General features: G+C 62.0%; 12 protein-coding genes. 6 read left to right on the forward strand and 6 right to left on the reverse strand.

The genetic code is table 11. The features are described 5' to 3' along the window. Positions 1–10 precede the first annotated feature (10 nt). Positions 11–1,099, forward strand: a complete 1,089-nt coding sequence (locus ACFX4T_RS17985) for an acyl-CoA desaturase (protein WP_216925226.1) — start codon at positions 11–13, stop codon at positions 1,097–1,099. 85 nt (positions 1,100–1,184) lie between these two features. Next, positions 1,185–2,150, forward strand: a complete 966-nt coding sequence (locus ACFX4T_RS17990) for a quinone oxidoreductase (RefSeq protein ID WP_216925227.1) — start codon at positions 1,185–1,187, stop codon at positions 2,148–2,150. A gap of 113 nt (positions 2,151–2,263) precedes the next feature. Here the strand turns inward: ACFX4T_RS17990 and pheT are convergent, their stop codons facing one another. The 3 genes from pheT to ACFX4T_RS18005 form a co-directional block, all read right to left on the reverse strand. After that, the gene (gene pheT, locus ACFX4T_RS17995) at positions 2,264–4,807 is read right to left on the reverse strand and encodes a phenylalanine--tRNA ligase subunit beta (protein ID WP_377653099.1); all 2,544 of its coding nucleotides are present in this window, start codon (positions 4,805–4,807) and stop codon (positions 2,264–2,266) included. A 2-nt stretch (positions 4,808–4,809) separates the two neighbouring features. Then, complete coding sequence (gene pheS, locus ACFX4T_RS18000; RefSeq protein ID WP_377653101.1) at positions 4,810–5,871, reverse strand: phenylalanine--tRNA ligase subunit alpha; 1,062 nt, start codon at positions 5,869–5,871, stop codon at positions 4,810–4,812. A gap of 152 nt (positions 5,872–6,023) precedes the next feature. Further along, a complete protein-coding gene (locus ACFX4T_RS18005; protein ID WP_377653103.1) occupies positions 6,024–6,956 on the reverse strand; it encodes an LppM family (lipo)protein in 933 nt (310 codons plus the stop codon). A gap of 107 nt (positions 6,957–7,063) precedes the next feature. Between ACFX4T_RS18005 and ACFX4T_RS18010 the strand changes: the two genes are divergently transcribed. Continuing rightward, positions 7,064–7,483: a hypothetical protein gene (locus tag ACFX4T_RS18010; protein WP_377653105.1), complete on the forward strand. Its 420-nt coding sequence runs from the start codon at positions 7,064–7,066 to the stop codon at positions 7,481–7,483. Continuing rightward, a complete protein-coding gene (locus ACFX4T_RS18015) occupies positions 7,480–8,112 on the forward strand; it encodes an SIMPL domain-containing protein (protein ID WP_223948577.1) in 633 nt (210 codons plus the stop codon). The genes ACFX4T_RS18010 and ACFX4T_RS18015 overlap by 4 nt, the downstream gene beginning before the upstream one ends. On the opposite strand, the gene pcp is transcribed toward ACFX4T_RS18015, so the two are convergent. Next, the gene (pcp, locus tag ACFX4T_RS18020) at positions 8,081–8,728 is read right to left on the reverse strand and encodes a pyroglutamyl-peptidase I (RefSeq protein ID WP_377653107.1); all 648 of its coding nucleotides are present in this window, start codon (positions 8,726–8,728) and stop codon (positions 8,081–8,083) included. The two genes, ACFX4T_RS18015 and pcp, sit on opposite strands and share 32 nt — an antisense overlap. 77 nt (positions 8,729–8,805) lie before the next feature. On the opposite strand from pcp, the gene ACFX4T_RS18025 reads away from it, so the two are divergent. Then, entirely contained in the window at positions 8,806–9,900 is a 1,095-nt protein-coding gene (locus ACFX4T_RS18025; protein WP_377653109.1) for an Rv2578c family radical SAM protein, read from the forward strand. Positions 9,901–9,925: 25 nt separating this feature from the next. Here ACFX4T_RS18025 and ACFX4T_RS18030 read toward each other — a convergent pair whose 3' ends face one another. Beyond that, on the reverse strand, positions 9,926–10,360 hold the full coding sequence (locus ACFX4T_RS18030) for a (deoxy)nucleoside triphosphate pyrophosphohydrolase (protein ID WP_377653111.1): 435 nt from the start codon (positions 10,358–10,360) through the stop codon (positions 9,926–9,928). Between the two features lie 134 nt (positions 10,361–10,494). Here ACFX4T_RS18030 and ACFX4T_RS18035 point away from each other — a divergent pair, with 134 nt between their 5' ends. Continuing rightward, positions 10,495–11,706 (forward strand): MFS transporter, encoded by a 1,212-nt coding sequence (locus ACFX4T_RS18035; protein WP_377653113.1) that lies wholly within the window; start codon positions 10,495–10,497, stop codon positions 11,704–11,706. 109 nt (positions 11,707–11,815) lie between these two features. On the opposite strand, the gene ACFX4T_RS18040 is transcribed toward ACFX4T_RS18035, so the two are convergent. Continuing rightward, positions 11,816–12,733, reverse strand: coding sequence for a cation diffusion facilitator family transporter (locus tag ACFX4T_RS18040; RefSeq protein WP_377653115.1), 918 nt, complete (start codon positions 12,731–12,733; stop codon positions 11,816–11,818). Between the last annotated feature and the right edge of the window lie 5 nt (positions 12,734–12,738).

Genomic DNA, 12,738 nt, shown 5'->3' on the forward strand with positions numbered 1-12,738 from the left:
GGGCACATATATGGCACCCACGTCCACCGCTGAGCGCCCCAAGACACGCGCAATTCAGCCAAACCCCGTTGTTCAAAGCTATTCGGAGCTCCTTAAGAGCGTGAAAGCTGCCGGTCTTCTCGAACGGCGCAGCGGGTTCTACATCTGGCTCTTCGTAGCCCTCATGATCCTCATGGCCGCCACCTGGACAGGCTTCGCCCTCTTGGGTGATTCCTGGTTCCAGCTCCTGATCGCAGCCGCCGTGGGTATCTTCTGTACACAGTTGAGCTTCCTGGCCCACGAGGCCGGACACAAGCAGATCTTCGCTTCCCGTCGTGCGAACGATTGGTCAGCCCGCCTCCTGGCAACAGGAGTCGCAGGCATCAGCTACTCCTGGTGGGAGCAAAAGCACGGTGCCCACCACAACCATCCCAACGTCATTTCCAAGGACCCTGACATCCGGAACAACGCGCTGGTCTTCTATGAAGATGCAGCCGCCGAACGCAAGGGACGCCTGGCCTTCCTGACCAAGAAGCAGGGCTGGTTCTTCTTCCCGCTCCTCACGCTCCTTGGCCTGAGCCTGCAATTCGACTCACTTCGCTTTGTCTTCGGCAAGCAGAAGGTCCGCCACCGCTGGGTGGAGACGCCTATCCTGGTGGCCCGTCTCACCGCTCTTCCGGTCCTCGCATTCACCTTCCTGCCCATCGGTATGGCCTTTGCGTTCCTCGGCGTGCAGATCATGGTGTACGGCTTCTACATGGGTGCTTCGTTTGCCCCCAACCACAAAGGCATGCCCGTCCTTCCCAAGGACAGCCGCGTCGACTTCCTCAACCGCCAGATCCTTACCTCCCGCAATATCTCGGGCGGACGCTTCATGGACTTCCTGCTGGGCGGACTGAACCGGCAGGTGGAACACCACTTGTTCCCTGACATGGCCCGGCCCCACCTTCACAAGGCAGCAGGAATCGTCCGCGAGTTCTGCACGAAGCACTCCATCCCCTACACGGAAACCACGCTGATTCAGTCCTACGGGATAGTAGTCAGCTACCTCAACGACGTAGGCCTGGCAGCTGGCCGCGGCTTCGACTGCCCCGTGGCTTCGACGCACGGACGCTTCTAGGCCTCCACAACCAAGGGCGGCATCCTTCATAGGATGGGTTCTGGAACCGGGCACCGGAAGGACCGTCCCGGAGTAAGGAGCCACCATGACGCACGCCATCGTTGCCCAGCAGCCCGGAGGACCTGAAGTCCTCGAATACGCCTCCGTGGAGCCTCCCACACCAGGTCCCGGGCAGCTGCTGATCAAGGTCGCAGCTGCCGGGGTCAATTTCATAGAGACCTACCAGCGCCGCGGCACCTACAAGGTTGACTACCCCTTCACCCCCGGCGCGGAAGCCGCCGGAACGATCGAAGCAATCGGTGAGGGCGTAGAGGACTTCTCGGTAGGTGACAGGATTGCCACGGCCGAGGCTTCGAAAACCTACGCTGAATACGCCGTCGTGGATGCTTCAAAGGCGCTCCCTGTTCCGGCCGGAGTCGACGACCATACGGCGGCTGCCCTGCCGCTGCAGGGAATCACCGCGCACTACCTCATGAACTCGTCCTTCCGCGTGGAACCCGGCCACACGGTGCTCCTGCACGCAGGAGCCGGCGGCGTGGGACTGCTTCTGACCCAGCTCCTGAAGGCCCGCGGTGCCAGGGTTATCACCACAGTTTCTTCGGACGAAAAGGCCGACCTCTCCAAGCTCGCCGGCGCGGACGAAGTCCTTCGCTATGAAGGCTTCGCGGACAAGGTCCGCGAGCTTACCGACGGCGAGGGGGTGAACGTGGTGTACGACGGCGTGGGCAAGGATACGTTTGACGACTCCCTGCGAAGCCTGCGGATCAGGGGTGCCATGGTGCTCTTCGGCGCCGCGTCAGGGCCGGTCCCCCCGTTCGATCCCCAACGCCTGAATTCCGGCGGGTCCCTGTCATTGACCCGCCCCACGATGGGCCATTTCGTCCAGAACGTCCACGAGCGGCGTTGGCGTTCAGCTGAGATCTTCGAGGCCGCAGCAAACGGTACGCTGGCGGTTCGCGTCGGCGCTACCTACCCCCTGGCCGAAGCGGCCCAGGCGCACCGGGACCTTGAAGGGCGTCTCACCACAGGAAAGCTCCTCCTGCTTCCCTAATCGCCCCGCTCAGGGACCGGTCAACGCCGAGACCGCATCCAGCTACTTGGGCAGGCAAGTGAAAAAATCCCCGGAACCAGGAGGTTCCGGGGATTTCGTCGTATAAGAAGGCGTTATCGCTGGACTGCTCCGAAGCGCTCGGCAGCAACTGCTACTGCACCGGCCCGGGCTTCAGAAGCCTCGTCCGCAGTGAGGGTGCGGTCAGCAGCACGGAAGCGAAGGCCGAAGGCCAAGGATTTCTTGCCTTCCTCAATGCCCGGTCCAACGTAGACATCGAACAATGCGACGTCTTCAAGGAGTTCGCCTGCACCTTCACGCAGCGCGGCAAGCACGTGGTCAGCCGGTACGTCCTGCGGAACCACCAAGGCGACATCCTGCGTCGCGACGGGGAATCCGGAGATGTGCTTGGCCACAATGACGTCGGCAGCAGCTTCGAAAAGAGCCTCTACGTTGACCTCGAGGGCCACAGAGCGGGCAGGCATGTCGTGGGCTGCGAGGAGCTTCGGGTGCAGCTCACCGGCGTAGCCCACAACGTCGCCGGATCGCAGCGCGAGCTGGGCGGCACGTCCCGGGTGATACGCCTGGTGGCTTCCCTGGCTGACTACAAGTTCAACGCCGAGAACGTCGGCGATGAGCCGGGCTACATCCAAAGCATCGGCCCAGTCCCAGGCACGAGGCGTGTGCGTTGCCGCCGCCGGCGAATCATGGCCAGTCAAGACAGCGGCGATGTGCAGCGGCTGGTGCGGGACGCCGTCGTACAGTGCATCCAGTACCTCATCCGAAGGCTTGACGCCCAGCGGTGGGATGGATTCGGTGCCGAGCCTCTCGCCGGGGAGGAAGACCGAACCGGCCTCGTAGAGTGCCAGGTCACGGAAGCCGCGGGAGTGGTTGCGGCGGGCAACCTCGATCAGTCCCGGCAGGATGGACGTACGGAGGTAACCGTGTTCCTCGCTGATGGGGTTCGCCAGCTTCAAGGCCGCACGTTCTTCGCTCTCTTCAGGCACACCGAAGGTGTCATTGGCGGCCTTCGAGACGAACGGATAGGACAGGACTTCCGTGAGTCCGGCGTCTGCCAGTGCCTGCACAACGCGGCGCTTCTGCTGTTGGCTGCGGCTCAGGCCACGGCCGGGAGGTGCCACAGGCAAGGTGGCCGGAATGTTGTCATAACCAACCAGGCGGGCAATTTCCTCGGAGAGGTCTTCCTTGGTTTCGAGGTCGTTGCGCCAGCTTGGAGCTGTTACCAGATAACCAGTGGCAGTCTTTTCCACGGCAGCGCCAAGATCCACCAGGGACGTGGTGATTTGCTCTTCCGTGAAGTCGATCCCAATCCGGGCGGCAGCGAACTCTGCCGGCAGTTCGATGGTGACGGCGTCAGGCGCGGTTCCGACGTCGGTGCCGGTCTCGTCGGCGGTGCCACCAGCGAGTTCAACCAAGAGGTCCACGACGCGCTGGGCGGCGATATTGGCGACGTGCCAGTCAACGCCGCGCTCGAAACGCTTGGAAGCCTCGGACGGGAGCTTGTGCCGACGACGCGAACGGGCGATCGATACTTCATCGAAGTGCGCAGCTTCCACCAGGATGTTGGTGGTGGAATCTGAAACCTCTGTGTGGGCACCGCCCATGACCCCGGCGATGCCGATGGCTCCGGAGTCATCGGTGATCAGCAGGTCTTCGACGTCGAGCGTGCGCTCTTTGTCGTCCAGCGTGGTGATCTTCTCCCCCGCTACGGCGCGGCGAACCACGATGTCGCCGGCAAGTTTGTCGAGGTCGTAACAGTGGTTCGGCTGGCCGAGTTCAAGCATGACGTAGTTGGAGATATCAACCGGCAGGGAGATGGAACGGACGCCGGCCAGGCGAAGACGTGCGGACATCCACGGCGGGGTGGGACGGGAAGCATCCACGCCACGCACCGTCCGTGCCACGAAGCGGTCACAGCCCGGCTTGCCGTAGATGGGGGCGTCGTCGTTGAGCTTGACGCCGTACCCGCCTTGGAGGCTGGCCGGAGCGTTGACCTTGGAGGCCGGGTCAACGAAGGATGTCCCGGTGGCGTGTGCGTACTCCCGTGCCACACCACGGATGGAGAACGCGTAGCCGCGGTCCGGGGTGACGTTGATTTCTGCAGCCTGGTCATAGAGACCAAGGAGTTTCATCGCGTCCGTGCCGATTTCCGGATCCAGCCCGATCCGTGAGAGGACCAGGATTCCATCGTGGTCATCGCCGATACCCAGCTCGCGGACGGAAGCGATCATGCCCGCAGACAGGTGACCGTAGGTCTTCCGTGCCGAAATCCGGAAGTCGCCGGGCAGCACAGCTCCGGGAAGCGTGACAACAACTTTGTCGCCTTCCACGAAGTTGTGGGCGCCACAAATGATGCCCTGCACGCCGGAAGGATCGATTCCCTCGCCAGTCAGGGTCTGTTCCTGCCCTTCAGGGACAACACGGACCTGGCACCAGTTGATGGTCTTGCCATTGGATTGCGCTTCCTTGACCAGGCTCAGCACCTGGCCCACCACAATGGGACCCGTGAGTTCATCCGTGGGACGGTGGACTTCTTCTTCTTCAAAACCGACCTTGACCAGGTCCGCCATAACATCTTCGGCCGTAGCATCGGCCGGAACCTGCGCAAATTCACGCAACCAGGAAAGTGGGATACGCACTGTTAGATCTCCATCCCGAAGTGCTCGCTGAAACGTACATCGCCCTCGATCATGTCGCGCATATCGCCGACCTCGTTGCGGAACATGAGCGTGCGCTCGATGCCCATGCCGAAGGCAAAACCTGAATAGACGTCCGGATCGATGCCGGCAGCCCGGAGGACGTTGGGGTTGACCATGCCGCAGCCACCCCATTCAATCCAGCGGGGACCACCCTTGGCGCCGGGGTGCCAGATATCCAGCTCAGCAGACGGCTCGGTGAACGGGAAGTAGTTCGGGCGCAGGCGAATCGAGGCTTCGTCGCCAAACATCTGGCGGGCGAAGTGCTCCAGCGTTCCACGGAGGTCGGCCATGCTCAGGTTCTTGTCGATCGCCAGGCCTTCGAACTGGTGGAAGACAGGCGTGTGCGTTGCATCGAGTTCATCCGTGCGGAACACCTTGCCCGGGCACAGCACGTAGATAGGAACTTCGCGCTCCAGCATGGAACGCACCTGCACTGGTGAGGTGTGCGTGCGCATCAGCAGATGGGCCTCGGGAGGCTCCACGAAGAACGTATCCTGCATTTCACGGGCCGGGTGGTCCGGTTTGAAGTTCAGGGCGTCAAAGTTGAACCACTCGGACTCGACCTCGGGGCCTTCGGCAATCTCCCAGCCCATGCCGACGAAGATGTCCGAAACACGGTCCTGCAGAGTAGACAGAGGATGACGCGCGCCGGCCCGGCGTCGACGCGGAGCAGCCGTGACATCAACGGTTTCCTCCACCAGGATCCGGGCGTCGTTCTCGGCTTCCAGGACTTCGGTCCGCGCTGCGAGCGCTTGGTTGACCCGGCCGCGCGAGGATCCCATGAGCTTTCCGGCGGCAGCCTTGTGCTCCTTGGCGAGGCCACCGATTTCACGGTTGGCCAGGCTCAGGGGCGACCTCTCTCCGGTGTGGGCGAGGCGGACAGCCTTGAGTTCTTCGAGGGAGGAGGCAGCCGCAATCGCGGCGATCGCATCCTCAACGGCGGCGTTGATGGCGGCTTCATCCAGCGGATTCGGGATGGCAGCGCCTGGCAAAGTGTCAGTCATCTACTGTTCTTAGCTACGAGTCGGGAGCGGCCGGCATGGCTGGCCTGCAAAACGAAAGGGCAGTGCTCACCGCGGACGGCAGACACTACCCTTCAGTCTAGTTGAAGCTCACAGGCGGAACTTAACCCCGTCGGCTTACTCCCGTCAGCACCCTAAGTACCCGACGTCGGTGGTGCGGCAGGTGGAGGAGGCACCTGGCCGTCGTCGGGCTTTGGTTCTTCCGCCTGCCACTGCGGAGGCTGCTGCGCTTGTGGCTGAACGGGCTGCGCCCCTGGCGTGTAACCCTGCCCTGCCCAATTTTGCTGGGGCTGCTGGAAACCTTGCTGGCCAGGCTGCTGAGGCGCGTAGCCGGGCTGCTGAGGTCCATAACCAGGCTGGTTGTATGGAGTCGCGCCTGCGGGCGCCAGTGCCTGCTGGCCTGACCTCCTGCGCAGCAACACGAACAGGAGCACCAAGGCTGCGGCAATCACCAGTACGGCTACGAGCACCCAGATGATCCACATTGGAACGCCGGGATTGGCCTCAGCCTTTGCCTGGACGGTGGTTTCGTTGATGGCGAGCATGTCGAAGGTGGCCGTATTGCCGTCCACCACAGCACCCTTTGCCTCAACAACCTTGCCCGGGAACGTGAATTTGACGGTTGCTTCGTCGAAGATGGATTTGGCCATTCTGGCTGCGGAGGGATCGCTGCCGCCCGAGCCAGTGACTCCGCCCATGGTGATGACGTAGAAGTCGCCATCCTTCTTCAGCTCGAACGGCGATTCCGAACTCGATGCTTCGGCAAGCTTGGCCGGATCCAGATTAACCGCGCTGATCCGCTTCCCTTTGTACTTATCGTCCTCGTAGTCCACGACTGTGGAGCCCTCGGGGATGTCCATGTCTTCACTGCCGTTGCCATTGGCTTGCATGAATTCGTCGAAGGACTTCTCGCCAAGGACCGTTTTTTGGATGGCGTAGACAACCTCGTAATCGAGGCTCTTTTCGTTGTTGACCTTCACCGCCATGTTGAGCTTGAAGCAACCGGTCAGAGCCACCATGACTGCGATCATCACACCGACGACGCCGATGGCGCGTTTGACGTTCATATTCCCTCTTCCCCCTAGAGTGCGTAGGCACCAGGCGCGCCCGGTGCGTGAACAGCGTATCCCCGCCGATCCTGCCGTGCCATACGCCACGGGTCTAGCATGTCTTCATGACTCGCGGGCAGCGACTAAGGCAAGTCGCAAACTTCCTGAACCTAACCACTCCGTTGGGGCTCATGGTCGCGCGAGCCTCCCGATCACGCATTTCGCGTGGGCCCCGCGGACTGCTGATAGCAGCAGGGTACGCGTGGAAGCTTCCACACGCCGGAGCGTTCACCGTGGGGAACGTCGTCCTCTACCGTGCAGCGCACGGCGTGGCAGGACGCAATGAGCTGCTCCTTGCCCACGAGGAACGGCACAGTACTCAGTACGCCTATTGTCTGGGGTTGCCGTTCCTCGTTTTCTACGGTGTCGCCGCCGGCTGGTCGATGCTGCGCACGGGCAATCCGGCGTCGAGGAATTTCTTTGAGCGGCAGGCCGGACTCGCAGCAGGCGGCTACATTGACCATCGAATCGAGGCCGAAGCATGAAACGCACGATTACCGTTACGGGAACGGCGAGCGCCAAGGCAGTTCCGGACCTGGTGACGCTGACTCTGGGCGTCGAGACGCGGAGGGAGACTGCATCCAAGGCATATGACGACGCCGGTAAGGCGGCCGCCGCCGTCGCCACCAGTTTGCGGGCGGCTGGCGTGCAGGATGCGGATCTACGCACCAGCGGCTTGAACCTTCGAGCAGACCTGGTGTGGGTGGAGGGGCAAGGACAGAAGGTCGCCGCCTATGTAGCGTCCACTAATGTGCGCGTCGGCATCCGATCACAATCGCAAGCGGGTGCCACCATTGCTGCGGCCGTGGCCGCCGGTGGGGACGAGATCCGGATCAACGGGATAGAGCAAGGATTTGCGGATACCTCTCCGGTCACCAGCCAGGCGCAGGAAGCAGCGTGGCAGGACGCGTTTCAGCGGGCGGAGCAGTACGCGTCCTTGGCGTCCGCCCGGCTGGGCCCGGTGGTTTCCATTTCCCAGCAACCTCTGCCGGGCTCCCCCATTCCGATGGGTGGACTCCTCAGGGCCTCCGCTGCTGAAGCACTTCCCATCGAGGCCGGCGAGTCGTCCGTGGCGGCAAGCGTCACTGTGGAATGGGAACTCTTGAAGCCCTAGGTCCATCCACCGGGGCCTGAACTGCCGTCCGCACCACCACTGCGATGCCGGCAGCCATGGCCTCGAGCGGCATGTACGGCGTCGCGCTCCCCTCGGGAACCTGCTGCGGAAGATAGGGAAGATGGACAAATCCTCCCCGGACACCGTCCTTGGTTGCGAGAGCATGCATCAGTGCATAGAACACGTGGTTGCAGACGTAAGTTCCCGCGGACTGGGAGATCTCACCCTTGATGCCTTCGATCTGAAGATTCCGTAGGGCGGCTTTGATCGGCAGCGTCGAGAAGTAAGCTGCCGGGCCGCCAGGAACCACTTCCTCGTCGATGGGCCGCTTGCCCTTGTTATCCGGGATGCGGGCGTCATCGCAATTGATGGCTACACGCTCCAGCGAGACCCTTTCGCGCCCTCCCGCCAATCCAGCGCACACCACGACGTCCGGTGTCAGGGATTCGATGGCTGCCAGCAGGACTGTCGCCGCTTCACCGAACACGCAAGGCAGCTCTAAAGCTTCCACCTTGTGCCCCTCCGAACGAAGGATGTCGCGAGCGCGCTGGACGGCCTGCCAGGAAGGGTTAACGTTCTCTTCGCCAAACGGTTCGAAGCCAGTCAGCAGAATCATGGGCCAACCTTAGCAATGTCCGGAATCGGCATTCGAGGTCCTTGACATTTATTCGAACATACATTCGAATGGAGTGCATGAGATGGGACGCACAAGCACTTTCGCCAACTCGTAGACCGGCGTCCGAAAGCGTTGACAGTATCGCTCCTGGCCCTGCCCCGGCCATGGACGCCCTGCTGCCGCTGGCCGGGCTTGTGCGTTCCGTCTCAACACCCGGATTCTCCGGAGTCACCTTCCATGAGGTCACCGCAAAGTCAGTGCTCAACAAGGTGCCTTCGGGTTCCAATATGCCTTTCGAATGGACAGTGAATCCCTACAGGGGCTGCAGCCATGCCTGCGTCTATTGCTTCGCCCGGAAGACGCACACCTACCTGGAGTTCGACGCCGGACGCGACTTCGACTCCCAGGTGGTAGTCAAGATCAACGCGGCAGAGGTCCTTCGGAAGGAACTGGCCAAACCCTCCTGGGAACGGCACCAAGTTGCCCTCGGAACCAACACCGACCCCTACCAGCGCGCCGAAGGCCGATACGCGCTGATGCCGGGGATCATCCGGGCACTTGCCGATTCCGGCACACCGTTTTCAATCCTGACCAAAGGCACGTTGCTTGCCCGGGATATTCCCCTGCTCAAGCATGCGGCTACCCAGGTACCCGTGGACCTGGGTATCTCGCTGGCCATGACCAACGAGGACCTTGCAGAGATTGTTGAACCCGGCACCCCATCCCCGAGGGCCCGCCTCAAGCTCATTGCGCGGCTACGTGAGGCAGGTCTGGGTTGCGGAGTCATGGCTATGCCCATCCTGCCTTGGCTCACGGATTCAGACGAAGCCCTTGAGTCCTTGTTCTCGGAACTAGCCAACGCCGGCGCCACAGGCGTCACTGCAGGAGCCCTCTACCTTAAGCCGGGTACACGTGAGTGGTACATGAAGTGGCTCGCCGCCCACCATCCCGAACTTGTAGGACGGTACCGTCGCTTGTACGGGCAGGGATCGTATGCGTCAAAGGAGTACCGCTCCTGGTTGTCGGCCAGGATCAATCACTTCAAAGCCAAGCATGGCTTTACCGGAACGCAAGGCTTCAGCCACCGCAATGCCCGGTCAGCCACCACCCCGGCCTCGGGCCCGGAGCCTGCAGTTGGGACGCCGCTGCCAGGGCAAGAACCACTTTTCTAAGCTGCTAGGCCCGTTTTCCAAGCAGCTAGGCCAGTGCAGTCACGCGTTCCAGCAACGCCCGGACTATAGGGAAGTCAGCCGGGATCCAGGCCAGGCCAAGAGCTTCTTTGTCATCAAGCAGGGATACCCAGCGCAGCTCGTCGTGATCCTCAAGAGCAAGAGGTGTGCCTTCAGCGAGTTCCGCCAACCAGACACGCATAGCCGCGCGCTCATTGAGGGGCCACCCCGCGGCCTCACCAGACTCCAGCTCCGCCCCCAGCCGGACCGTAACTCCCAGCTCCTCCGCGAGCTCCCGATGAAGGGCAGCTTCGGCCGACTCGCCCTCCTCTACTTTGCCGCCGGGAAATTCCCACATTCCGGCGAACTGCGGGGGTGCAGTGCGGCGGGCTACAAGGAGTTGGGCCGGGGCGTCCAAGTCGTCGACGACGGCGGCGCCCACCACGTTTATCAGTCCAGTCACTGAAACAGTCTATGGGTGGCGCGTAGCATGGGCATCGTCACATACCGACGTCAAGTCGCGGTCACGGGACTAAGCTTGTAATCGGATTTTCTCCACCTTTTCCCAGCCCTCAAGGCACCTCACGAAGCAGGCTCATGACTATCACTGTGTCCCCACCCGCCGTCGCCAAAACAGCAAGGCGTCACCTGGGCTTGGCCATCCTCGCGCTGGCCACGGGTGGGTTCGCCATCGGCACCACCGAGTTCGCCATGATGGGTCTACTCAAGGAAATCGAGGAAGGACTGGGCATCAGCACTCCCGAGGCCGGCAACCTCATCTCCGCCTATGCCTTGGGCGTTGTCATCGGCGCGCCCATCTTCGCTGCATTCGGAGCCAAACTTCCCAGGAAGTACCTGGCTCTGGGGTTGATGCTGTTCCTCTCCATCGCCAACCTGACCTCTTTCATTGCTCCCGACTACGGTTTCATGCTGCTCTCCCGCTTCGCTTCCGGGCTCCCCCACGGCGCGTTCTTCGGTGTGGCTGCCGTCATTGCTGCCGGCTTGGTGGCACCCACAAAACGCGGTTGGGCCATCTCCATGGTGATGGCAGGCCTCACCGTCTCCAACGTCATCGGCGTGCCTGTGACCACCTGGGTGGGGCAGACCTTCGGGTGGCGCCTTCTCTTCATCATCGTGGGGGCCATCGGCCTGCTCACCGTGGTCATGGTCTGGAAATTCGTCCCCTTCGAAGCAGCGCACCCTGAGGCGAGTATTCGACGCGAACTCGGTGCCCTCAAGCGGCTTCAAGTCTGGCTTGCTTTACTGATCGGCATCATCGGCTTTGGTGGGTTCTTCGCCGTCTACACCTACATCGCGCACACCATGACCGGCGTGGCAGGGATACCCGAAAGCCTCATTCCGGCAGTCGTGGCGCTCTACGGACTCGGCATGGTTGCGGGCAACATCATCGGTGGCCGCATCGCGGACAAGTCAGTTATGGGCACCATCTATTGGGTCATGCCGGGCATCGCCGCAGCATTGGTGGTTTACGCCATTGCCGCCCACTGGGCTTGGTCCGCCTTCATCATGGCCTTCGTCGTTGGCGGCATAGGCTCCATGCTCACGCCAGCGTTGCAGACCCGTCTCCTGGATGCCGCTCCAGGCGCTGCCTCGCTCGCTTCGTCACTAAACCACTCCGCCCTTAACATTGCCAATGCACTGGGGGCCTTCCTCGGCGGGACCGTGATTGCCTGGGGTTGGGGCTACGTGGCTCCGGCCCTTGTGGGTGCCGTCCTTGCCATCCTCGGCTTGGGAGTTGCCATCATCAGCGGACTGCTGGAACGCAAGAAGCCGCTGGCTACCTCATGAATCGCTAGAGCGTGATCCAACTGCTGGATACCGCAACAAAGAAAGATGGGCTCTTCAGTTTGAAGAGCCCATCTTTGGTTAATGCCGACTTTGGTTGACGCTGACCTGACTAAGCCTGGACGCGCTCAACATCGGGTTCAAGGTAGATGACCCGGGCGATCGGTACCGCCGCCCGGATCCGCTGCTCGGCGTCGTCAATCACACGGGCAATTGCTTGACCGGTATCGGCGGCGCCCATGGTGATCTTGGCTGCAACCAGCAGTTCTTCCGGCCCCAAGTGCATGGTCTTGAGGTGGATGATCCGGGTGCCATCCGCCTGCAGTGCCTCGGTGATGCGTGCGACGTCGTCTTTGGTGGCCGACTCACCCAGCAGGAGCGATTTGGTCTCCACCGCAAGGATGACAGCAATCGCGACAAGCAGCAGGCCGATCATGGCCGTACCGAAGGCGTCCCAAATGCCATCGCCGGTTGCGAGGGTCATGCTGACGCCGAACAGGGCGAACACCAAGCCAAGCAAGGCGCCGAAGTCTTCCAGGAGGATGACCGGCAACTCGGGCTGCTTGGCGTTGCGGATGAACTTGGCCCACGTCTGCTTGCCACGGATATGGTTCGACTCCACGATGGCGGTTCGGAAGGAGAACGACTCGGCGATGATGGCGCCAACAAGGACAGCCAACGGTACCCACCAGAAGTCGCCTTCGATGCCATGCGGGTGCTGGAACTTCTCCCACGCCTCGTACAGGGCGAAGAGGCCACCCACGCTGAACAAGACGATGGACACGATGAACGCGTAAATGTACCGTTCGCGGCCGTAGCCAAAGGGGTGCTCGGGGCTTGCCGCACGCTGTGCGCGCTTGCCTCCTACCAGGAGAAGGATCTGGTTGCCGGAGTCGGCCACTGAGTGAATGGCCTCAGCGAGCATGGACGATGACATCGTCAGGACGAATGCAACGAACTTCAGGACAGCGATGGTCAGGTTCGCGGCGAGGGCCGCCACGATCGCTTTGGTACCGCCACTTGCAGCCACGAAAG

It is taken from the genome of Paenarthrobacter sp. YIM B13468, assembly GCF_042788025.1.
Lineage (GTDB): Bacteria > Actinomycetota > Actinomycetes > Actinomycetales > Micrococcaceae > Arthrobacter > Arthrobacter aromaticivorans.